The sequence below is a fragment of the Methylibium petroleiphilum PM1 genome (genome assembly GCF_000015725.1).
Lineage (GTDB): Bacteria > Pseudomonadota > Gammaproteobacteria > Burkholderiales > Burkholderiaceae_C > Methylibium > Methylibium petroleiphilum.
This window is the reverse complement of the sequence record NC_008825.1, coordinates 2,258,477-2,280,497: the sequence shown is the minus strand read 5'-3', so window position 1 is coordinate 2,280,497 and position 22,021 is coordinate 2,258,477. Positions and strand designations below refer to the sequence as shown.

At 67.2% G+C, this 22,021-nt stretch carries 15 protein-coding genes and 1 pseudogene; 9 read left to right on the top strand and 7 right to left on the bottom strand.

The window, feature by feature from the left end; genetic code table 11:
• Positions 1–29: 29 nt before the first annotated feature.
• The 3 genes from aceE to lpdA are packed head-to-tail and all read left to right on the top strand — an operon-like array spanning position 30 to position 6,246.
• A complete protein-coding gene (gene aceE / locus MPE_RS10725) occupies positions 30–2,759 on the top strand; it encodes a pyruvate dehydrogenase (acetyl-transferring), homodimeric type (protein ID WP_011829721.1) in 2,730 nt (909 codons plus the stop codon).
• 54 nt (positions 2,760–2,813) lie between these two features.
• Positions 2,814–4,445 carry a dihydrolipoyllysine-residue acetyltransferase gene (gene aceF, locus MPE_RS10720; RefSeq protein ID WP_011829720.1) on the top strand — a complete coding sequence of 544 codons (1,632 nt, stop codon included), beginning with the start codon at positions 2,814–2,816 and terminating at the stop codon, positions 4,443–4,445.
• A gap of 13 nt (positions 4,446–4,458) precedes the next feature.
• Complete coding sequence (gene lpdA / locus MPE_RS10715; RefSeq protein WP_011829719.1) at positions 4,459–6,246, top strand: dihydrolipoyl dehydrogenase; 1,788 nt, start codon at positions 4,459–4,461, stop codon at positions 6,244–6,246.
• A 21-nt stretch (positions 6,247–6,267) separates the two neighbouring features.
• Here lpdA and MPE_RS10710 read toward each other — a convergent pair whose 3' ends face one another.
• Genes MPE_RS10710 through MPE_RS10700 form a run of 3 tightly spaced genes read right to left on the bottom strand, consistent with a single transcriptional unit; the run spans position 6,268 to position 9,255 of the window.
• Complete coding sequence (locus MPE_RS10710) at positions 6,268–7,062, bottom strand: 2-keto-4-pentenoate hydratase (protein WP_011829718.1); 795 nt, start codon at positions 7,060–7,062, stop codon at positions 6,268–6,270.
• Positions 7,063–7,066: 4 nt separating this feature from the next.
• Entirely contained in the window at positions 7,067–8,446 is a 1,380-nt protein-coding gene (gene gorA / locus MPE_RS10705) for a glutathione-disulfide reductase (RefSeq protein WP_011829717.1), read from the bottom strand.
• Positions 8,443–9,255 carry a glutathione S-transferase family protein gene (locus MPE_RS10700; protein WP_011829716.1) on the bottom strand — a complete coding sequence of 271 codons (813 nt, stop codon included), beginning with the start codon at positions 9,253–9,255 and terminating at the stop codon, positions 8,443–8,445. Before MPE_RS10700 ends, gorA begins: the two co-directional genes overlap by 4 nt.
• A 142-nt stretch (positions 9,256–9,397) precedes the next feature.
• Between MPE_RS10700 and MPE_RS10695 the strand changes: the two genes are divergently transcribed.
• Positions 9,398–10,297, top strand: a complete 900-nt coding sequence (locus tag MPE_RS10695; protein ID WP_041929645.1) for a LysR family transcriptional regulator — start codon at positions 9,398–9,400, stop codon at positions 10,295–10,297.
• 108 nt (positions 10,298–10,405) lie between these two features.
• On the opposite strand, the gene MPE_RS10690 is transcribed toward MPE_RS10695, so the two are convergent.
• Positions 10,406–12,877: a sodium-translocating pyrophosphatase gene (locus MPE_RS10690; protein ID WP_011829714.1), complete on the bottom strand. Its 2,472-nt coding sequence runs from the start codon at positions 12,875–12,877 to the stop codon at positions 10,406–10,408.
• A gap of 241 nt (positions 12,878–13,118) precedes the next feature.
• On the opposite strand from MPE_RS10690, the gene ppa reads away from it, so the two are divergent.
• Both ppa and MPE_RS10680 read left to right on the top strand, forming a co-directional pair.
• Positions 13,119–13,658, top strand: coding sequence for an inorganic diphosphatase (gene ppa, locus MPE_RS10685; RefSeq protein WP_011829713.1), 540 nt, complete (start codon positions 13,119–13,121; stop codon positions 13,656–13,658).
• A gap of 124 nt (positions 13,659–13,782) precedes the next feature.
• Entirely contained in the window at positions 13,783–16,548 is a 2,766-nt protein-coding gene (locus MPE_RS10680; RefSeq protein ID WP_011829712.1) for a M16 family metallopeptidase, read from the top strand.
• 95 nt (positions 16,549–16,643) lie between these two features.
• Here the strand turns inward: MPE_RS10680 and MPE_RS10675 are convergent.
• Positions 16,644–16,811, bottom strand: a pseudogene (locus MPE_RS10675) (Lrp/AsnC ligand binding domain-containing protein); the annotation flags it as partial.
• A gap of 91 nt (positions 16,812–16,902) precedes the next feature.
• Here MPE_RS10675 and MPE_RS10670 point away from each other — a divergent pair.
• On the top strand, positions 16,903–17,175 hold the full coding sequence (locus MPE_RS10670; RefSeq protein WP_011829710.1) for a peptidase M16 family protein: 273 nt from the start codon (positions 16,903–16,905) through the stop codon (positions 17,173–17,175).
• 95 nt (positions 17,176–17,270) lie between these two features.
• Here the strand turns inward: MPE_RS10670 and MPE_RS10665 are convergent, their stop codons facing one another.
• Positions 17,271–17,741, bottom strand: a complete 471-nt coding sequence (locus MPE_RS10665; protein ID WP_011829709.1) for an Lrp/AsnC family transcriptional regulator — start codon at positions 17,739–17,741, stop codon at positions 17,271–17,273.
• 128 nt (positions 17,742–17,869) lie between these two features.
• Between MPE_RS10665 and rocD the strand changes: the two genes are divergently transcribed.
• On the top strand, positions 17,870–19,105 hold the full coding sequence (gene rocD / locus MPE_RS10660; protein ID WP_011829708.1) for an ornithine--oxo-acid transaminase: 1,236 nt from the start codon (positions 17,870–17,872) through the stop codon (positions 19,103–19,105).
• A 31-nt stretch (positions 19,106–19,136) separates the two neighbouring features.
• On the opposite strand, the gene MPE_RS10655 is transcribed toward rocD, so the two are convergent.
• Positions 19,137–20,333, bottom strand: coding sequence for a GNAT family N-acetyltransferase (locus MPE_RS10655; protein ID WP_049820801.1), 1,197 nt, complete (start codon positions 20,331–20,333; stop codon positions 19,137–19,139).
• On the opposite strand from MPE_RS10655, the gene MPE_RS10650 reads away from it, so the two are divergent.
• Positions 20,332–22,011 carry an NAD+ synthase gene (locus MPE_RS10650; RefSeq protein ID WP_011829706.1) on the top strand — a complete coding sequence of 560 codons (1,680 nt, stop codon included), beginning with the start codon at positions 20,332–20,334 and terminating at the stop codon, positions 22,009–22,011. The genes MPE_RS10655 and MPE_RS10650 overlap by 2 nt on opposite strands.
• Positions 22,012–22,021 lie beyond the last annotated feature (10 nt).

Sequence of the window (22,021 nt, the reverse complement as noted above, 5' to 3'; positions counted from 1 at the left end):
CCACAGCACCCGATCCAAGGAGACAAGACATGTCTGCATTGCCGGAATCCTTTGGCCGTTCGGCCGCCAACGACAGTGACGCGCAGGAAACGCGCGAATGGCTGGAGGCGCTGGCCGCCGTGATCGACAGCGAGGGGCCGCAGCGCGCGCACTTCCTCCTCGAGCGCCTGATCGACGAGGCGCGCCAGGCCGGCATCGACATGCCGTTCTCGGCCACCACGCCCTACGTCAACACCATCCCGGCCGGCCAGGAACTGCACAGTCCGGGGCAGATCGACATCGAGGAGCGGCTGCGTGCCTACATGCGCTGGAACGCGATGGCGATGGTGGTCAAGGCCAACCGCCTCGACCCGGCCGACGGCGGCGACCTCGGCGGCCACATCTCCAGCTTCGCCTCGCTGGCCACGATGTTCGGCGCCGGCTTCAACCACTTCTGGCACGCCGACGACACCGACCAGGGCGGCAAGCACGGCGGCGACCTGCTCTACATCCAGGGCCATTCTTCGCCCGGCATCTACGCCCGCGCCTTCATGGAAGGCCGGATCACCGAGGAGCAACTGCTCAACTTCCGCCAGGAGGTCGACGGTAAGGGCCTCTCCAGCTACCCGCACCCGAAGCTGATGCCGGAGTTCTGGCAGTTCCCCACCGTCTCGATGGGCCTCGGCCCGCTGATGGCGATCTACCAGGCGCGCTTCCTGAAGTACCTCCACGCGCGCGGCATTGCCGACACATCGAAGCGCAAGGTCTGGGTGTTCTGCGGCGACGGCGAGATGGACGAGCCCGAGTCGCTGGGCGCCATCGGCCTGGCGGCGCGCGAGAAGCTCGACAACCTGATCTTCGTCATCAACTGCAACCTGCAGCGGCTGGACGGCCCGGTGCGCGGTAACGGCAAGATCATCCAGGAGCTCGAGGGCGAGTTCCGCGGCTCGGGCTGGAATGTCATCAAGCTGATCTGGGGCAGCTACTGGGACCCGCTGCTGGCGCGCGACAAGGAGGGCCTGCTGCGCAAGGTGATGATGGAGACGGTCGACGGCGACTACCAGGCGATGAAGGCCAACGACGGCGCTTTCGTGCGCAAGCACTTCTTCGGCCAGCACCCCAAGCTGCTGGAGATGGTGTCCAAGCTGAGCGACGACGACATCTGGCGCCTGAACCGCGGTGGTCACGACCCGCACAAGGTGCATGCCGCCTACCACGAGGCCGTGAACCACAAGGGCCAGCCCACCGTGCTGCTGATCAAGACGGTCAAGGGCTATGGCATGGGCAAGATCGGCGAGGGCAAGAACACCGCCCACCAGACCAAGAAGCTGGTCGACGAGGACGTGAAGGCTTTCCGCGACCGCTTCAACATCCCCATCCCCGACGACAAGCTGCACGACATTCCGTTCTACAAGCCGGCCGACGACACGCCGGAGATGCAGTATCTGCACGAGCGCCGCAAGGCCCTCGGCGGCTACCTGCCCAAGCGCCGTCCGAAGGCCGACGAGCAGCTGCCGGTGCCCGATCTGTCGGTGTTCCAGGCGGTGATGGAGCCGACAGCCGAAGGCCGCGAGATCAGCACCACGCAGGCCTATGTGCGCTGTCTGAACGCGCTGCTGCGCGACAAGGCCCTGGGCCCGCGCACCGTGCCGATCCTCGTCGACGAGGCGCGCACCTTCGGCATGGAAGGCCTGTTCCGCCAGATCGGCATCTACAACCCCGCGGGGCAGCAGTACACGCCGGTCGACAAGGACCAGGTCATGTACTACAAGGAAGACAAGGCCGGCCAGATCCTGCAGGAAGGCATCAACGAGGCGGGCGGGATGAGCTCGTGGATCGCTGCGGCGACGTCGTACTCGACGAACAACCGCATCATGATTCCGTTCTACATCTACTACTCGATGTTCGGGCTGCAGCGCGTCGGCGACCTGTGCTGGGCCGCGGGCGACATGCAGGCGCGCGGCTTCCTGCTCGGCGGCACCTCGGGCCGCACCACGCTCAACGGCGAGGGCCTGCAGCACGAGGACGGCCACAGCCACATCCTCGCGAGCACGATCCCCAACTGCATCAGCTACGACCCGACCTTCGCGCACGAGGTGGCGGTCATCATCCACCATGGCCTGAAGCGCATGGTCGAGCAGCAGGACAACGTCTACTTCTATCTCACGCTGCTCAACGAGAACTACGCGCAACCGGGCCTGAGGCCGGGCACCGAGACGCAGATCGTCAAGGGCATGTACCTGCTGCTCGAGGGCGGGTCGAAGAAGAAGGACGCGCCGCAGGTCAACCTGCTGGGCAGCGGCACCATCCTGCGCGAGTCGATCGCCGCGAAGGAGTTGCTCGAGAAGGACTGGGGCGTGTCCGCCAATGTGTGGAGCTGCCCGAGCTTCAACGAACTGGCGCGCGACGGCCAGGACGCCGACCGCTGGAACCTGCTGCACCCGGCCGACAAGAAGCCGCGCGTGCCCTTCGTGACGCAGCAGCTCGAGCCGCATGCCGGGCCGGTGGTGGCGTCGACCGACTACATGAAGGCCTACGCGGAGCAGATCCGCGCCTTCATCCCGAAGGGCCGCAGCTACAAGGTGCTGGGGACCGACGGCTTCGGCCGCAGTGACTTCCGCACCAAGCTGCGCGAACACTTTGAGGTGAACCGCCACTACGTCGTGGTTGCCGCGCTCAAGGCCCTGGCAGACGAGGGCACGGTGCCGGCTGCGAAGGTGGCCGAGGCGATCAAGAAGTACGGGATCAACGCTGACAAGATCAACCCCTTGTACGCGTGAGCGAAGAACGCGGCGGCGGGGCTTCCCGCCGATCTGCCCTAGAACGGAGACAACATGGCGCTGATGGAAGTGAAGGTCCCTGACATCGGGGATTTCGAGGCGGTCGAGGTCATCGAGGTGCTGGTCAAGCCCGGTGACGCGATCAAGGCCGAGCAAAGCCTGGTCACGGTGGAGAGCGACAAGGCCTCGATGGAGATTCCCTCGTCGCACGCCGGCGTGGTGAAGGAACTCAAGGTCAAGCTGGGCGACAAGGTCAGCGAGGGCACCGTGGTGCTGGTGATCGAGGCGGCCGATGCCGCTGCCTCGACGCCCGCACCGGCCCCGGCTCCGGCCGTGGCTTCGGTGCCGCCAGCGGCGCCCATTGCTGCGTCGGTGGCCGCCGGTCCGGTGGAGGTGGTGGTGCCCGACATCGGCGACTTCGACGCCGTTGAGGTGATCGAACTGCTGGTTAAGCCCGGCGACGCGGTGAAAGCCGAGCAGAGCCTGATCACGGTCGAGAGCGACAAGGCGTCGATGGAGATCCCGTCCTCGCACGCCGGCACCGTGGAGCGGCTGCTGGTCAAGCTGGGCGACAAGGTGTCCAAAGGCACGCCGGTGGTGGTTCTGCAGGGCGCCGGCGGGGCGCCGGCCGCAGCCAAGGCGGCCGACGTCGCTCCGGCCGCTGCGGCTGCTCCGGCTTCGCCACTGGCCAGCCAGCCGGTCGAGCGCACCGCGCCGACGGCCGCGCTGCCGGCCCACGAGCAGACGGCGCCCCAGGGTCATCTGCCGCACGCCTCGCCGTCGGTGCGCCGCTTCGCCCGCGAACTGGGCGTGCCGCTGGCCGAGGTCAAGGGCAGCGGCCTGAAGGGCCGCATCACGCTGGAGGACGTGCAGGGCTTCGTCAAGGGCGTGATGTCCGGCGAGACGCGCACCGCGCAGGCCGCCAAGGCGCCCGCTGCGGGCGGCGGCGCCGGGCTCGACCTGCTGCCGTGGCCCAAGGTCGACTTCGCGAAATTCGGCGCGGTGGAGCGCAAGGACCTGTCGCGCATCAAGAAGATCAGCGGCGCCAACCTGCACCGCAACTGGGTCGTGATCCCGCACGTCACCAACCACGACGATGCCGACATCACCGAACTCGAGGCCTTCCGTGTCCAGCTCAACAAGGAGAACGAGAAGTCCGGCGTGAAGGTCACGATGCTGGCCTTCCTGATCAAGGCCTGCGTGGCGGCGCTGAAGAAGTTCCCTGAATTCAACGCCAGCCTGGACGGCGAGCAGATCGTGCTGAAGCAGTACTTCCACATCGGCTTCGCGGCCGACACGCCCAATGGGCTAGTCGTGCCGGTGATCAAGGACGCCGACAAGAAGGGCGTGCTGCAGATCAGCCAGGAGATGAGCGAGCTGGCCAAGAAGGCACGCGACGGCAAGCTGGGGCCGGCCGACATGAGCGGCGGTTGCTTCAGCATCAGCTCGCTCGGCGGCATCGGCGGACGCTACTTCACGCCGATCATCAACGCGCCCGAAGTCTCCATCCTCGGCGTGTGCAAGAGCAGCACCGAGCCGCGCTGGGACGGCAAGGCCTTCCAGCCACGCCTGATCCTGCCGCTGTCGCTGAGCTGGGACCACCGCGTGATCGACGGCGCGGCGGCGGCTCGCTTCAACGCCTACCTCGGTCAGATCCTGGCGGACTTCCGCCGGGTGCTGCTGTGAGAGGGACGCGGACATGGCAATGATCGATATCAAGGTCCCCGACATCGGCGACTTCAAGGACGTGGCAGTGATCGAGCTGCTGGTGAAGCCGGGCGACACCGTCGCGGCCGACCAGAGCCTGATCACCGTTGAGAGCGACAAGGCGTCGATGGAGATCCCGTCCTCGCATGCGGGCGTCGTGAAGGCGCTGAAGCTGAAGGTCGGCGACACGGTCAACGAGGGCTCGGTGATCCTGTCGCTCGATGCGGCCAGTGCGGCCGCCGAGCCGGCGGCATCGTCCGCGGCTGCCGCGGCGCCGGCAGTCGCTGCACCCGCGGCGGCTGCGGTGGCGCCATCAGCCGCCAGCTACGCCGGCGGTGCCGACGTCGAGTGCGACCTGCTGGTGCTGGGTGCCGGTCCCGGCGGTTATTCGGCCGCCTTCCGCGGCGCCGACCTCGGCCTGAAGGTCGTGCTGGTCGAGCGCTACGCGACGCTCGGCGGCGTGTGCCTGAACGTCGGCTGCATCCCGTCGAAGGCGCTGCTGCACGTTGCCGCGGTGATGGACGAGGTCTCGCACTTCGAGGCCCTGGGCGTGAGCTTCGGCAAGCCCAGTGTGGACCTAGCGAGGCTCAAGGCCCACAAGGACAAGGTGGTCGGCAAGCTGACCGGCGGCCTGGCCGCGATGGCCAAGATGCGCAAGGTCACCGTGGTGACCGGCAGCGGCGAGTTCGTCGATCCACATCACCTGAAGGTCGTGCCGTCGAAGGACGGCGCGCCGCAGACGATCCGCTTCAAGCAAGCGATCATCGCGGCCGGTTCCGAGGCGGTGAAGCTGCCCTTCCTGCCGAAGGACGACCCGCGCATCGTCACGTCGACCGGCGCGCTCGAGTTGCGCCAGCAGCCGAAGAAGATGCTGGTGATCGGCGGCGGCATCATCGGCCTGGAGATGGGCACGGTGTACTCCACGCTGGGCGCGAAGCTCGACGTCGTCGAGATGCTCGATGGCCTGATGCAGGGCGCCGACCGCGACCTCGTCAAGGTGTGGCAGAAGATGAATGCGCCGCGCTTCGACAAGCTGATGCTCAAGACCAAGACCGTCGGCGCCGAAGCGACGAAGGACGGCGTCCGCGTGCAGTTCGAGGGCCTGGACGGTACGAAGAGCGAGGGCGTCTACGACCTCGTGCTGCAGGCCGTCGGCCGCACGCCCAACGGCAAGAAGATCGGTGCCGAGAAGGCCGGCGTGCTGGTCGGCGAGCGCGGCTTCGTCCCCGTCGACATCCAGATGCGCACCAACGTGCCGCACATCTTCGCGATCGGCGACATCGTCGGCCAGCCGATGCTGGCACACAAGGCGGTGCACGAGGCCCACGTGGCGGCCGAGGTGGCAGCCGGCGCGGTACTCGGCGACGCCAAGCTCGCGACGAGCTCCTTCAACGCGCGCGTGATCCCGAGCGTGGCCTACACCGATCCGGAAGTGGCCTGGGTCGGGCTGACCGAGGACGAGGCCAAGGCGCGCGGCGTCAAGGTGAAGAAGGGGTTGTTCCCCTGGACAGCTTCGGGTCGTGCGATCGCCAATGGCCGCGACGAAGGCTTCACCAAGCTGCTGTTCGACGAGGCCACGCACCGCATCGTCGGCGGTGGCATCGTCGGCACGCATGCGGGCGACATGATCGGCGAGATCGCGTTGGCGATCGAGATGGGCGCCGATGCGGTGGACATCGGCAAGACCATCCATCCGCACCCGACGCTCGGTGAGAGCATCGGCATGGCGGCCGAAGTGGCACACGGCTCCTGCACCGACCTGCCGCCGGCGAAGCGCTGAGGCCTCGCCGCGGCCGACGCGTCAGCCGAAGCGCGCCTGCACGCGGCCCAGCCAGCCGAAGCCAGCCTCGACGAACTGCCCGCGCTCGGCCGGCTGGGCGCGCGTGAGCCCGCCGGTCAGCACCACCGCGCCGGCCGGCACGGCCAGCCCGCGCTCGGCCAGGAATCCAGCCAGCCAGGCCAGCGCGAGCAACGGGTCGCCCATCGCGTCGGCACCGCGGCCGCGATCCACCGTCTGCCCATCGATCCGCAGCTCGACCTCGACGGCGCCGAGGTCGAAGCCCTCCTGCCAGGGGAGGGCCGGGCCCGTCACGAAACCGGCGCTGGAGCTGTTGTCGGCGATGTTGTCGACGAGCGTGAAGCGGTAGTCCGGGTAGCGTGTGTCCACCACCTCCAGCGCCGGCATCACCGCATCGAGGTGCCGGGAGACGCTCGCCCGGTCATGCCCCGCGCCGGCGAGTTCACGCCCCAGCCTCAGGGCGATCTCGGGCTCGACGCGCGGATGGATCAGGCGCCCGCGGTCGATCGTGTGGCCGTCGACGCCGAGGCGGTGTGCTTCGGTCAGCACGCCGAAGTTCGGCTGGTCGATGTTCATCTGGGCGCGCATCGCCGCACTGGTGTAGCCGAGCTTGAAGCCGACGGCCGGCATGCCGCGGCGGCGCAACGTCGCGGCCTGTATCGCGTACGCGTCGCTCACGTCGAGTTCGGGGTGGGACGAGCTCAACAGCGCCGTCGGCGTACAGGCGACCTCGGCCGCCCAGAGTCGTGCAGAACAATCGTCGAGGAACTGATCCGAGGTCGGTGAAGAAGGGGTCATCGCCTTAGGGGCCTGTCGTGATGAAGGGTTCATGGCTCGGTTTGCGCAGGGCGACGAACTCTTCCGCCGAGGTCGGATGAACGCCGAGTGTCGTATCGAACACCTGCTTGGTCGCCCCGGCTCGCAAGGCGATGGCCATGCCCTGAATGATTTCGGCAGCGTCGGCTCCCACCATGTGGACACCCACGACACGGTCGCTGTCATGGTCCACCAGAAGCTTCGCGAAAGTTCTCTCGTTGCCTTCGGCGAGGGTCTGCTTGAGGGCGCGAAAACTGGATTTGTAGACCACCACGTCTTTATAACGGAGCCGCGCCTGCGCTTCGGTCAGTCCGACGGTCGCAATGGCCGGTAGGCTGAACACGGCGCTTGGGACCATTTCATAGTCCACCTGCGGACCTTCGTCGCCGAGGAGATGTCGGACCAATTGCATTCCTTCGGCCAGGGCAACGGGCGTCAATTGCGTGCGTCCGACCGCGTCGCCGATCGCATAGATCGAGGGCTCGTCAGTCTGCAGGTGTTCGTTGACGACAATGGCGCCATGGGCCTGCTGCCGGATGCGCGTGTTTTCCAGACCGAGCCCTGCAACATTGGGGAGTCGCCCTGTCGCGTAGAGGACGCAATCCGTCGATTCGCGACGGCCATTGCTGAACGTCACTAGCAAACTTCCGTCCGCCTGCTTTTCGATGGCGCTGATTTCGCAGCCGAAGTTCAGGAAGACGCCCCGCCTCATCATCTCCTCGGCTGCGACGCGGCGTATGTCCTCGTCAAAGCCGCGCAGGAACAACGCGCCGCGATACACGAGTCGAGTCTGTGCGCCGAGACCGGCGGCGATACTGGCGAGTTCAAGGGCAATATAGCCTCCCCCGACGATGACCGCCCGCTTCGGGAAATGTTCGAGCAAAAAAAAGTCATTGGAGGTGATCGCGTGTTCGCGTCCCGGCACGTTCGGCACGAACGGCCAGCCTCCGGTGGCAATCACCATGCGTTCGGTGCTCCAACTGCGTCCATCCACGGCGACCGTGTGTGCTCCCTTGATCGTCGCGTGCCCCTCGATCAACTGGCAACCGGAATCGACCAGCAACGCTCGGTAGACACCGTTCAGACGTTCGATCTCGGCATCCTTGTTGTCGCGCAAGGTCGACCAATTGAACGCGGCTTCTGGCACGCGCCAACCGTAGCCGCGTGCCTGCTGGAACGCCTCGGTGAACTGTGCGGCATAGACGAAGAGCTTCTTCGGGATGCAGCCGACGTTCACGCAGGTCCCCCCCAGACGCGACACCTCGGCAATTGCGACGCGCAGCCCCCGTTCGCTCGCCATGCGCGCCGTCCGCACGCCACCAGAGCCGGCCCCGATGACGAACAGGTCGAAATCGTAGGACTTCACGCAATCGCGCCCGAGTCGTCGAACGAGGCCAGGTGCGTGCGGATCGTCCGCCAGGCCGATTCCCCCATGGTCAGCAGGTCGACCTGGACTTCGGGTGCGAAATCGCGCGTCACGGAACCTTCATAGGATTCGCGCTCGCGGCAGCGCGAAAACCAATCGGCCACGCGCGGGCAATCGTCGTACATCGCGGTCCAGCCGAACTGCAGGACGGTCTGGAAGTAGGGCGCCAGGCACACGTCGGCGAGGCTGAAGACGTCACCAACCATCCAGTGGTGCTGGGCGAGCGCCGCTTCCATATCGAGGATCGTCCGGCGGTAGACATGGACGGCGTCGACGACATCCGGAGCCTCAAGTCCGAACTTGACCAGGCGTCTCTGCCGTTCGCGGCGTGGCTTTTCGGGGATCCGCGCCAGCAGTGCCTCACGCTCCTCCTCGCCTTTCTCCATCAATGCCGGCCGCATCACCAGCGGCCACTGCAAGGCGCCGCAGGACGGGTGCAGCTTGTTGTCCACATGCTTCATCCACAGGCGCATGTTCGCCAGCGCGTAAGCCGAGCTGGGTTTGAGGCGGATAACGGGATACGCGTCGTCCAGATACTCGCAGATCACGCTCGATTCAATCACCGGGCGACCGTCGTGGACCAGGGTGGGCACGACGCCCAATGGATTGAGTTTCAGGTATTCCGGTCGCAAGTTTTCCTTCTGCGAAAGATCGACGTGGTGCTTGATCCACTCCAGCTTCTTTTCGGCCAGGACGATGCGAACTTTCTGGGCACAGGGTGACATCGGGTGCGTGTACAGCTCGAGCATGGAAACTCCCGTGGCGATTGCGGTGGTCAGGTGACTGGTCGCTGAATTCGACGATTCGCAAGGCTATCTTCCCGGCCGCCTGGTGATAATCATCACAAGTGGAAAATGTTCTGTGAATAGAGTTCACAAATCAGGAGGTGATTTGGACAAGTGGACCGAAATGCAGGTATTTGTGGAGTCGGTCAAGCGCGGCAGCCTTTCCGCTGCGGGACGCCAGCTGAATCTGTCGCCATCGGCGATCAGCAAGCTGCTATCGCGTTTGGAATCCAGGCTGGGCGTGCGTCTGATCAACCGCACCACGCGCAGCCTCAGCCTGACCGAGGGAGGTGAGCGCTATTTCAAGCGATGCCTGGAGATCCTGACCGACATAGAGAGCGCCGAAGATTCGCTGACCAGCTTCGTGCGTGAGCCGACCGGAACCCTGCGCATCAACAGCACTCAGGGCTTCGCCAAGCACCAGCTGCTGGAGTTCATGGCTGAGTTTCAGGGGCGCTATCCGCGTTTGACGCTGGAACTCCAGATCACCGGGCAGGCGGTGGACCTGATCGACGAGGGCGTGGATCTGGCGATCCGACTGGGTGAGTTGCGGGATACGAGCCTTGTCGGCCGCAAGCTGGGTGAGAGCCAGCGTCTGGTTTGTGCCAGCCCCCAGTATCTGAACGCCAGAGGACGTCCGACCCGGCCATCGGATCTGTTGGATCACGATTGCCTTCGCCTGTCCACCAGCGATGTTTTCAATCAGTGGCATTTCAGCGGCGCCACGGGACCGGAGCTGGTCAATGTCCAGGGGCATTTCGTGACCGACAACGTCGATGTGCTGCATGAATACGCACGGCTGGGCGGAGGTATCGTCCGACTTTCCGCGTTCATGGTGGCCAAGGATATTGCGGCGGGACGCCTGGAGCCGCTGCTGACGAATTACCACATCGAAAAGCAGTTGATCTACGCGGTCTATCCTCACCGCAGGCACTTGCCGGCGAAGGTGAGGGTGCTGCTGGAGTACCTGACCGAGAAGTTTTCGCCGAAACCACCCTGGAGTTGATGGCGGCTGCCTCTCTCCCACGCCCGGCGTTGCCCGTCCGGACCATTCCGCGTTGTTCCCAAAAAAAAGGGCCCGCCGAGGCGGGCCCTCGTTGATCCCGCGGGCGGGTTACTCGAGCTTCACCTCGACGCGCCGGGCCTCGGCCGCGTCGCCGGCATTGAGCTGTTCGGGCTTCTTCAGCTCGATCTTGTCCTCGGCCACGCCTGCCGCCTTCAGGGCATCGCGCACCGCGAGGGCACGCTGCTTGGCGAGCTCGACGTTCTTGTCCGGGTCCCCGGTGGCGTCGTGGTAGCCGCTGATCACGGCCTTCTTGCCCGCCGCGACGCCCTTTACCACGTCGGCCAGTGCCTCGGCCGCGCCACCCGCCAGGGACGATGAGGCGCTGGCGAAGTAGAACTTCACCACGCCGTTCTCGACCTTGATGCTGGCGCCGTCGGCGGTGGGCGCCGGCGTGGCGGCAACTGGCGCGGTGCTCTCGACCGCCGCCGCGGGGGCGGCCGGCGCATGCGCCCCCGCACCACCGCTGGCAGCCGGCAGCAGCGGCACGATCAGCAGCGCCACGATGTTGATGATCTTGATCAGCGGGTTGACAGCGGGGCCGGCCGTGTCCTTGTAGGGATCACCCACCGTATCGCCGGTGACAGCCGCCTTGTGGGCGTCGCTGCCCTTGCCGCCGAAGTGACCTTCCTCGATGTACTTCTTGGCGTTGTCCCAGGCGCCACCGCCGGTGCACATCGAGATCGCGACGAACAGGCCCGTGACGATGGTGCCCATCAGCAGGCCGCCGAGCGCCGCCGGGCCGAGCAGCAGGCCCACGACGATGGGCACCACCACCGGCAGCAGGCTGGGGATAATCATTTCCTTGATCGCCGCCGACGTCAGCATGTCGACCGCTGCGCTGTAGTCGGGCTTGCGCTTGCCGGCCATGATCTGGCCATCCTGGAACTGGCGCCGCACCTCGACCACCACGGAACCGGCGGCACGCCCCACGGCCTCCATCGCCATCGCACCGAACAGGTAGGGGATCAGGCCACCGATGAAGAGGCCGACGATCACCGACGGGTTGCTGAGGTCGAAGCTCACCAGCTTGCCGGCGGCCTCGAGCGTGTGGGTGTAGTCGGCGAACAGCACCAGCGCGGCGAGGCCAGCCGAGCCGATGGCGTAGCCCTTGGTCACCGCCTTGGTCGTGTTGCCGACGGCGTCCAGCGGGTCGGTGATGTCGCGCACGCTCGACGGCAGCTCGGCCATCTCGGCGATGCCACCAGCGTTGTCGGTGATCGGACCGTAGGCGTCGAGCGCGACCACGATGCCGGCCAGGCTCAGCATCGAGGTGGCCGCCACCGCGATGCCGTACAGGCCACCGAGCTGGTAGGACGCCAGGATGGCACCGCAGACGAACACGACCGGCCAGGCCGTCGAGCGCATCGACACGCCCAGGCCGGCGATCACGTTGGTGCCGTGGCCGGTGGTCGAGGCCTGCGCCACGTGCTTCACCGGCGCGTAGTCGGTGCCGGTGTAGTACTCGGTGATCCACACCAGCAGGGCCGTCAGCACGAGGCCGATGACCGCCGCACCGAACAGGCGCCATTGGGTGCCGCTCTCGTAGATCGCGTTGTCAGGCATCACCCACTTGGTGATGAAGAAGAAGCCCACCAGCGAGATCACGCCCGCGACGATCAGGCCCTTGTAGAGCGCAGGCATCACGTTCTTCATGCCCGGCGTGGCCTTGACAGCGCTGCAGCCGATGATCGACGCGATGATCGAGAAGCCGCCCAGCGCCAGCGGGTAGAGTGCTGCCTGCATCGGCGCCGCGGTGACCATCAGCGCGCCCAGCACCATGGTCGCGATCAGCGTGACCGCGTAGGTCTCGAACAGATCGGCCGCCATGCCCGCGCAGTCACCGACGTTGTCGCCCACGTTGTCGGCGATCACCGCCGGGTTGCGCGGGTCGTCTTCCGGAATGCCGGCCTCGACCTTGCCCACCAGATCGGCGCCGACATCGGCGCCCTTGGTGAAGATGCCGCCGCCCAGTCTCGCGAAGATCGAGATCAGGCTGGAGCCGAACGCGAAGCCAAGCAGCGGCTTCAGTGCCGGTGCCAGGCCGCTGGTCGGTGTGAGCTGGCCGTTGCTGGTCAGGAACCAGAACACGATGCCCACGCCCAGCAGCCCGAGGCCGACCACCAGCATGCCGGTGATGGCGCCGCCCTTGAAGGCCACATCGAGCGCCTCCTTCATGCCGCGCGTGGCCGCCTGTGCGGTGCGCACGTTGGCCTTGACTGACACGTTCATGCCGATGAAGCCGCAGGCTCCCGACAACACCGCGCCGATCACGAAGGCCACCGCGGTCGGCAGTCCGATGAAGATGCCGATCAGCACGGTGAGGATGACGCCGACCAGGGCGATGGTGCGGTATTGCCGCGCGAGGTAGGCGGCCGCACCCTGCTGGATGGCCGCCGCGATCTCCTGCATGCGGGCGTTGCCCGCGTCCTGTTTGAGGATCCAGCTTCGCTGGACAAAACCGTAGACGACGGCCGCGAAACCGCAAAGCAGCGCAAAGGTGAGCGCCAGGGAACTGGACATGGAAAGAGTCTCCTTCCTCGTTAGAGGTCCTCGGTGAAAGGGCTTGCACCGCGACTCTTCACTGTCGACACCACGCGTGTGGCATCCCGGTCGGGTTGCCGGCGCATGCTAAGGGAAGCCCCTCGAAGCCGCAATGGAATTGGCCCGTGCGGTTCGCCACGGTGGGGCCGGGCCGTGGTCAGGCCCGCGACAGGCCGCTGCTTAGAATTCGGGTTTCCCCGCGATTCCGGAGACAGGACCCATGAGTCTGGACAAAGTGACCCCCGGCGCCAAGGCGCCCGAACAGTTCAACGTGATCATCGAGATTCCGATGAACGCCGACCCGATCAAGTACGAGGTCGACAAGGAAAGCGGCGCCCTGTTTGTCGATCGCTTCATGACGACCGCGATGCACTACCCCTGCAACTACGGCTACGTGCCGCAGACGCTGTCCGACGACGGGGACCCGGTCGACGTGCTGGTGATCACGCCGTTCGCGCTGACCCCGGGCGTGGTGGTGACCTGCCGCGCCATCGGCGTGCTGAAGATGGAAGACGAGGCGGGCGGAGACGCCAAGGTGCTGGCCGTGCCCACCACCAAGATCCTGCCGATCTACGACCACTGGAAGAAGCCGGAGGACATCAATCAGATGCGCCTGAAGGCGATCCAGCACTTCTTCGAGCACTACAAGGACCTCGAGGCCGGCAAATGGGTCAAGGTTCAGGGCTGGGAAGGCCCCGAAAGCGCGCAGGCTGAAGTGCGCTCCGGCATGGAGAACTACCTCAAGGCCCAGGCGGCCTGACTGACGATCGGCTGGCGTCGCCAGCGCCGCGCTCGGGTATGCCCCCGAGGCGGCGAGGCCCCAAACCGGCTGGCTACACTGCGGGCCTCCATCACACCGCCTCGGTGGTTGCGAGGCCCGCAGCATGTTCTCGAAGTACTTGGTCGCCGGCGCGCTCGCGCTGGTCGTGATGCAGGTGTCGCCGGTTGTTGCGGCCGCCAGCAAGCCAATCCCACCTTCCGGTTCCGTCGCCTCACCAGGCTTGCCACGCGGGGTGACCGCAGTGACCCAGGTCGAGGGCATCACCGAGTACCGGCTGACCAACGGGCTGCAGGTGCTGCTGGTGCCCGATGCGTCCAAGCCCACGACGACGGTCAACCTGACGTACCACGTCGGTTCTCGCCACGAGAACTACGGCGAGACGGGCATGGCGCACCTGCTCGAGCACCTGATGTTCAAGGGCACGCCGACCACGCCCAACGTGTGGGGCGAGTTCACCAAGCGCGGCTTGCGGGCCAACGGCAGCACCTGGTTCGACCGTACCAACTACTTCGCCAGCTTTGCGGCGAACGACGACAACCTGCGGTGGTTCCTGTCGTGGCACGCGGATGCCATGGTCCACAGCTTCATCGCGCGCAAGGATCTCGATTCCGAGATGACGGTGGTGCGCAACGAGATGGAGATGGGCGAGAACAACCCCGGCCGCATCCTGTACCAGAAGACGCTGGCCGCGATGTACGACTGGCACAACTACGGCAAGGACACGATCGGCGCGCGCAGTGATGTCGAGAACGTCGACATCGCGCGGTTGCAGGCCTTCTACCGTCAGTATTACCAGCCCGACAACGCCACGCTGGTCGTCAGCGGTCAGTTCGACACGGCCCGGGTGCTGGCCTGGGTGCAGCAGTACTTCGGCAAGATCCCGAGGCCTCGACGCGTGCTGCCCACGCTCTACACCCTCGATGCGGCTCAGGACGGTGAGCGCGCCCTGACGCTGCGCCGCGTCGGCGGCGCGCCGCTGCTGTACGCGGGCTATCACGTGCCGGCTGCGCCGGATCCCGAGTTCGCCGCCATCGAACTGCTCGCGCTGGTGCTGGGCGATGCGCCTTCAGGGCGGCTGCATAAGCGACTGGTCGAGAAGCAACTGGCCGCAAGCGTGGGGGCGGAGCCGTTCGGCCTGCATGATCCCGGCGCGGCGCTGTTCGTGGCGCAGCTCGCGCCGGAGCAGGACGTCGAGCGTGCGCGCAGCGAGCTGATCGCGGTGCTGGAGTCGGTCGCGGCCGAGCCGGTCACGGCCGAGGAACTGGAGCGCGCGCGCGCCAAGTGGCTCAAGGGCTGGGACCTGGCGTTCACGAACCCGGAGACGGTGGGCGTTTCGCTGTCGGAGTCGGTCGCGCAGGGCGACTGGCGCCTGTTCTTCCTGATCCGCGACCGCGTCAAGGCGACCACGCTGGAGGACGTGCAGCGCGTCGCCGTCGAGCGGTTGCTGCCGTCGAACCGCACGCTCGCGACCTATGTCCCCACTGACAAGCCGCAGCGCGCGCCGGCGCCGAAGGCTGTGGACGTGGCGGCGCAATTCAAGGACTTCAAGCCGCAGGCGGGCGCCACCGCGGTGGCCGCGTTCGACACCACCCCGGCCAACATCGACGCGCAGACGCAGCGTTTCGCGCTGGCCAGCGGCATGAAGGTCGCGCTGCTGCCCAAGCCGACCCGCGGCGGGGCGGTGAATGCGGTGCTCTCTCTGCACTTCGGCGACGAGAAAAGCCTGGCCGATCAGGGCGAGGTGCCTGCATTGACGGCCGCGATGCTCGACGAGGGCACGGCGAAGCTCTCGCGCCAGCAGATCCGCGATCGGCTCGACGCGCTGCAGGCCGAGGTGGCCTTTTCCAGCGGCACCGGTAGCGTGAGCGCGACGATCGCCACCAAGCGCGAGAACCTGCCAGCCGTGATCGCGCTGGTGGGCGAACTGCTCCGCGAGCCTTCCTTCCCGCCTGCGGTGCTGGAGGAGCAGCGCAGTCAGGCGCTGACGGGCGTGGAGCAGCAGCGCAAGGAACCCGAGGCGGTGGTGGCCAACGCGATCGACCGCCATGTGAACCGGTACCCACGCAGCGACGTGCGCCATGCGAAGAGCTTCGACGAACTGGTGGCCGACATCCGCGCGGCCACGCCGGACCAGTTGCGTGCCTTCCATCGTCGCTTCTACGGCGCCTCGCATGCCGAGTTCGGCGCGAGCGGCGACCTCGATGTGCCGGCGGTGAGGCAGGCGCTCGAGGCGGCCTTCGGCGACTGGAAGAGCAGTGAACCCTACGCGCGGGTGTCCGATCCGCTGGCGCCGGTGGCACCGGCTCGCCTGGTGCTGCCGACGCCCGACAAGCAGAACGCCCACATGGCAGTGTTCCTGCCGGTGCCGTTGATGGACAGCGATCCGGACTACGCACCGCTCACGCTCGCCAACCACCTGCTGGGCGGCGGCGGCAGCTCGAGGCTGTGGGTGCGCATCCGCGAGAAGGAGGGCCTGTCCTACGGCGTCTACAGCTACCTGGCGTGGAACCAGGACGAGCGCAATTCGCCGTGGCAGGCGCAGGCCATCTTCGCGCCTCAGAACCGCGCCAAGGTCGAGGCGGCGTTCAGGGAAGAGGTGGCGCGTTCCCTGCAGGACGGCTTCACTGCAACCGAGCTGCAGGAGGCGCAGCGGGGGCTGATCAGCGCGCGCCGCCTGTCACGCGCGCAGGACGCGCGGCTGGCGGCCGGGCTGGCCAGCAACCTGCGGCTCGACCGAACCTTCGCGATCTCGCAGCAGGTCGACGACGCGATCGCTGCGGCGACCCTGGAGCAGGTGAACGCGGCGCTGCGCAAGTACATCCGGCCCGAGGCCTTCGTCTACGGCTTCGGCGGCGACTTCAAGGAGTAGTGTGGGCACCCGGCGCCGGGTTGCCGGCGCTACCCGCCGAGCGGGTGTGCGGTCGGCTGGCGGCCCGGCGCTCGACCGCGCGTGGGACGCCCGTTTCATTCGGTCGTCGTTGGCAGCGGCGAGGGCGGCTTGATCTCTTCCATGCAGATCATCGAGCGCACGTTGGCGACGCCGGAGATCTGCATCAATCGGTCGGTCAGGAACTGGCTGAGCGACTTCAGGTCGCGCGCCACCACCTTGAGCAGGTAGTCCGAGTCACCCGAGAACCAGGACGAGCGCAATTCGCCGTGGCAGGCGCAGGCCATCTTCGCGCCTCAGAACCGCGCCAAGGTCGAGGCGGCGTTCAGGGAAGAGGTGGCGCGTTCCCTGCAGGACGGCTTCACTGCAACCGAGCTGCAGGAGGCGCAGCGGGGGCTGATCAGCGCGCGCCGCCTGTCACGCGCGCAGGACGCGCGGCTGGCGGCCGGGCTGGCCAGCAACCTGCGGCTCGACCGAACCTTCGCGATCTCGCAGCAGGTCGACGACGCGATCGCTGCGGCGACCCTGGAGCAGGTGAACGCGGCGCTGCGCAAGTACATCCGGCCCGAGGCCTTCGTCTACGGCTTCGGCGGCGACTTCAAGGAGTAGTGTGGGCACCCGGCGCCGGGTTGCCGGCGCTACCCGCCGAGCGGGTGTGCGGTCGGCTGGCGGCCCGGCGCTCGACCGCGCGTGGGACGCCCGTTTCATTCGGTCGTCGTTGGCAGCGGCGAGGGCGGCTTGATCTCTTCCATGCAGATCATCGAGCGCACGTTGGCGACGCCGGAGATCTGCATCAATCGGTCGGTCAGGAACTGGCTGAGCGACTTCAGGTCGCGCGCCACCACCTTGAGCAGGTAGTCCGAGTCACCCGAGACGGTGTGGCATTCCAGGATCTGCGGGAAGTCGCGGATCGTCTGCTCGAACTCGCGCACATGCCCGAACTGCTCGGCGGCGATGTCCACGCTGACGTAGGCCATCACGCCCAGCCCCAGCGCCTCGCGATCGACGTGCGCTGCATAGCCGCGGATCACGCCACGCTCCTCGAGCGACCTGACGCGCCGGAAGCACTGCGGCGCCGACAGGTGGACCGCCGCGGACAACTCGACGTTCGAGGCGCGACCGCGGGCCTGAAGTTCGGCCAGCAAACGGCGGTCCAGCGCATCTAATGTGCTCATGTTCTGTCTTTCATACACGAAGCATGCGCCAAAAAATGAGAATGCACAACAAATTGAACGCACATTGCGTTCGACCGTCTCTACAGTGAAGCGCTGGGGGAAGCGACCCCCGTGTTCAGGAGATCGCCATGACCATTCACCCCGGCTTCCCCTTGTCGGCCAGCCCCATCGCGCTGGAAGAGCATTACGGTGCCGCGAACTACGCCCCCTTGCCGGTCGTGCTGACGCGCGGCGAGGGCGTCTACCTGTGGGGTCAGGATGGCCGGCGCTATCTCGACATGATGTCGGCCTATTCGGCCGTCAGCTTCGGTCACGGTCACCCGCGGCTGGTGGAGGCGCTGGTCGCGCAGGCCCGGCAACTGGCCGTGACCTCGCGCGCTTTCCACACCGACCGCCTCGGCCCCTTCCTCGAACGCCTGTGCCGCCTGACCGGCATGGACCGGGCGCTGCCGATGAACACCGGCGCCGAAGCCGTGGAGACGGCGCTGAAGGCGGCCCGCAAGTGGGGCTACACGGTCAAGGGCATCGCCGAGGGTCACGCGCAGATCATCGTCGCGGCCAACAACTTCGCCGGACGCACGACGACCATCGTGGGCTTCTCGAGCGAGGCTCAATACCGCAGCGGCTTCGGGCCGTTCGCGCCCGGCTTCGTGACCGTGCCCTACGGCGATGCGGCGGCTCTGGAAGCGGCCATCACCGACGACACCTGCGCCTTCCTGGTCGAGCCGGTGCAGGGTGAGGCCGGCATCGTCGTGCCGCCGGTCGGCTACCTGAAGGCGGTGCGCGAGATCTGCACGCGCCGCGGCATCCTGATGATCTGCGACGAGGTGCAGACCGGCCTGGGTCGCACCGGGCGGGTGCTCGCCTGTGACCACGAGGGCGTGCGTCCCGACGGCCTCACGCTGGGCAAGGCGCTGGGTGGCGGGCTCCTGCCGGTCAGCGCCTTCCTGGCGCGCGAGGAGGTGATGGCGGTATTCACGCCCGGCGACCACGGTTCCACCTTCGGCGGCAATCCGCTGGCGGCGGCCGTGGGCGACACGGCGTTGCAGGTGCTGGTGGAGGAGAAGCTGTCCGAGCGGGCGGCCGAGCAGGGCGCCGTGCTGCTCGAGCGTCTGCACGCGCTGCGGCATCCCGCGATCCGCGACGTCCGCGGCAAGGGGCTGCTGGTCGGCGTGGAGATCGATCCGGGCTTCGCCTCGGCCCGCACCGTGTGCGAGGGACTGATGCAGGAAGGCGTGCTGAGCAAGGACACCCATGGCACGGTGGTGCGCTTCGCGCCGCCGTTGGTGATCGGTGCACGCGAGATCGGTGACGCCGTGGCGGCGCTGGGACGTGCGCTCGAGCGTCTGGGCAAGGCACCGTGAGGCCCGGCGCCCTTCGGTCGCGCAAGAGGCCCTATCGCTTGAACGGGTTGCGCTCGTCGAGCTCGTCGACGTAGGCCTCGATGCCGGCGCCTTCGCGCGCCAGATAGCGCGCCACGGCATCGGCAAAGCGCGCATCGCTGAGCCAGTGCGCGGAATGCGTGCGCACCGGCATCAGCCCGCGAGCCATCTTGTGCTCGCCCTGCGCGCCGCCCTCGAAGCGACGGTAGCCGTTCTCGATGCACCACTGCAGCGGCTGGTAGTAGCAGGCCTCGAAGTGCAGGCAACTCACCGGAGCGAGCGCGCCCCAGTAGCGGCCATAGGCGTGGCCGCGTTCGGGGTCGAGGGCGATCAGCGATGCGGCGATCGGCTCACCCTCGCGCCGGGCGGTGAACAGCAGCCAGTGCTGCGGCAGGGACTCGGCCATGTGGGCGAAGAAGTCGCGCGTCAGGTAGGGCGTCGAGCGGTGCTCACGGTAGGTGTTGCGATAGCAGCGGTAGAAGAAGTCCCAGTCGGCGGCCCGGATCTGCGTGCCGACGCGGGTTTCGAACTCGACGCCGGCCTCGCGCACGTAGCGGCGCTCCTGCTGGATCTTCTTGCGCTTGTCGCGCTGCAGGCTGGCGAGGAAATCGGCGAAGTCGGCATAGGCCGCGGGAGCCCGGTTGGTCCAGTGGAATTGCACCGTGCTGCGCAGCATCCAGCCGGCCGCCTCAGCAGCGCTGCGGTCGGCCTCGTCGAGAAAGAGCACGTGCGCCGATGACAGGCCGTGTTGTCGGGCGAAGCTCTCCATCGCGCGCAGCAGCACGCTGCGCGCGGCCGGGTCGCGTGCCAGCAGGCGCGAGCCTGGCACCGGCGTGAACGGCACCGCCGACAGCAGCTTCGGGTAGTAGCGCAGTCCGGCCTCCTCATAGGCTTGCGCCCAGGCCCAGTCGAACACGTACTCGCCGTAGGAGTGGTTCTTGAGGTAGAGCGGGCAGGCCGCCACCAGCACCTCGTCACGCTCGATCACCAGGAACTGCGGTGCCCACCCGGTACCCGAAACGGCGCTGGCCGACGCGTGCAGCGCGCACAGATAGGCATGGCGCATGAAGGGCGTCTGCGCCGGGCTGGCGTCGACCAGCGCGTCCCAGGCCTGGGCGTCGATGAGGGCCGGATCGGCGTGCACCTGGACCGCCCACGCCTCGGGGTCGCGGGTACCATCGATCGACAACGCGTCTTCTTCCTGATCCATGCCTGCCACCGTGTCTGCCTCGATCGCCCTCGTCCAGTTCAACGCCACCGTCGGCGACCTCGCAGGCAACGCGCAACGCATCGCCCAGTGGTCCCGCCAGGCCTACTCACAGGGCGCGCGACTGGTGATTACGCCGGAACTGTCGCTGACCGGTTATCCGCCGGAAGACCTGCTGCTGCGACCGGCCTTCATGCGTGCCTGCGACGAAGCGCTGGCCGCTTGCGCGGCGTCGCTGGCCGATCTGCCGGACCTGCAGGTGGTGGTCGGTCACCCGCAGGCCATCGATGCGCTGGGTGATCTTCGCACGCGCTCGCTGGCGGTGCAGCGGCGGGTCAATGCGGCGTCGGTGCTGGCCGGCGGGCGTGTCATGGCCACCTATGCGAAGCGGGAACTGCCCAACTACCAGGTGTTCGACGAGCGCCGCTACTTCGTGTCGGGCCGCGATGCCGGCTTCGGCCCGCTGGTGGTGGAGACAGGCGGGTTGCGCGTCGGGCTGCTGATCTGCGAGGACGCCTGGTTCGACGAGCCGGCGGCGGCGGCGAAGGCGGCGGGCGCCCAGGTGCTGGCGGTGATCAATGCCTCGCCCTTCCACCTCGGCAAGGCCGAGGAGCGCGAGGAACGCATGGCGCGGCGCGCCGTGGAGAGCGGCCTGCCATTGCTGTACTCACACCTGGTCGGCGGACAGGACGAGGTGGTGTTCGACGGGGCCTCGTTCGCAGTCGACGCAAAGGGCGCTGTGCGGGCGCGCGCCGCCAGCTTCGTGGAGGAGGTGCTTGCGGTTCAGGTGAACGCCGACGGCGCCGTCAGCGGCCCGCTGGCGCCGGCGCCTTCGCTGGAATCGCAGGCGTGGGCAGCACTGGTGACCGGCGTGCGCGACTATCTCGGCAAGAACGGCTTCCCCGGCGCCATCATCGGCCTGAGCGGCGGCATCGATTCGGCGCTGGTGCTGGCGGTCGCGGTCGATGCCTTGGGGGCCGATCGGGTGAGGGCGGTGATGATGCCTTCGCCGTATACCGCGGACATCTCGTGGATCGACGCCCGGGACATGGCGCGGCGCCTGGGCGTGCAGTACGACGAGATCTCGATCGTGCCGATGTTCGAGTCCTTCAAGTCGGCCCTGGCGCTGGAGTTCGCCGGCCTGGCCGAGGATGCGACCGAGGAGAACATCCAGGCGCGCATCCGTGGCACGCTGCTGATGGCCCTGTCGAACAAGTCGGGTCGCATCGTGCTGACCACCGGCAACAAGAGCGAGATGGCGACCGGCTACTGCACGCTCTACGGCGACATGGCGGGCGGCTTCGCGGTGATCAAGGACGTGGCCAAGACCCTGGTCTACCGCCTCGCGGCCTGGCGCAATGCGCAGGGTGCCGCGCCGGTGATACCCGAACGCATCATCACGCGGCCACCGTCTGCGGAACTGCGGCCGGACCAGACCGACCAGGACAGCCTGCCGCCCTACGACGTGCTCGACGCGATCCTGGCGCGCTACATGGAAGACGATCAGGGCGTCGAGGAGATCGTCGCTGCGGGCTACGCACGCACCGATGTGGAGCGCGTGACGCGGCTGATCAAGATCAACGAGTACAAGCGACGGCAGGCACCGGTGGGGATTCGCATCACGCACCGCTCGTTCGGCAAGGACTGGCGCTATCCCATCACCTCGAAATTCCGTGCTTAAATTCTGGTCA

Excerpts from the sequence above, each read along its gene's own strand:
- aceE (WP_011829721.1), top strand. The coding sequence starts at position 30 with ATGTCTGCATTGCCGGAATCCTTTGGCCGTTCGGCCGCCAACGACAGT.
- aceF (WP_011829720.1), top strand. The coding sequence starts at position 2,814 with ATGGCGCTGATGGAAGTGAAGGTCCCTGACATCGGGGATTTCGAGGCG.
- lpdA (WP_011829719.1), top strand. The coding sequence starts at position 4,459 with ATGGCAATGATCGATATCAAGGTCCCCGACATCGGCGACTTCAAGGAC.
- MPE_RS10710 (WP_011829718.1), bottom strand. The coding sequence starts at position 7,062 with ATGACCCCTTCTTCACCGACCTCGGATCAGTTCCTCGACGATTGTTCT.
- MPE_RS10700 (WP_011829716.1), bottom strand. The coding sequence starts at position 9,255 with ATGCTCGAGCTGTACACGCACCCGATGTCACCCTGTGCCCAGAAAGTT.
- MPE_RS10690 (WP_011829714.1), bottom strand. The coding sequence starts at position 12,877 with ATGTCCAGTTCCCTGGCGCTCACCTTTGCGCTGCTTTGCGGTTTCGCG.
- ppa (WP_011829713.1), top strand. The coding sequence starts at position 13,119 with ATGAGTCTGGACAAAGTGACCCCCGGCGCCAAGGCGCCCGAACAGTTC.
- MPE_RS10680 (WP_011829712.1), top strand. The coding sequence starts at position 13,783 with ATGTTCTCGAAGTACTTGGTCGCCGGCGCGCTCGCGCTGGTCGTGATG.
- MPE_RS10665 (WP_011829709.1), bottom strand. The coding sequence starts at position 17,741 with ATGAGCACATTAGATGCGCTGGACCGCCGTTTGCTGGCCGAACTTCAG.
- rocD (WP_011829708.1), top strand. The coding sequence starts at position 17,870 with ATGACCATTCACCCCGGCTTCCCCTTGTCGGCCAGCCCCATCGCGCTG.
- MPE_RS10650 (WP_011829706.1), top strand. The coding sequence starts at position 20,332 with ATGCCTGCCACCGTGTCTGCCTCGATCGCCCTCGTCCAGTTCAACGCC.
- MPE_RS10655 (WP_049820801.1), bottom strand. The coding sequence starts at position 20,333 with ATGGATCAGGAAGAAGACGCGTTGTCGATCGATGGTACCCGCGACCCC.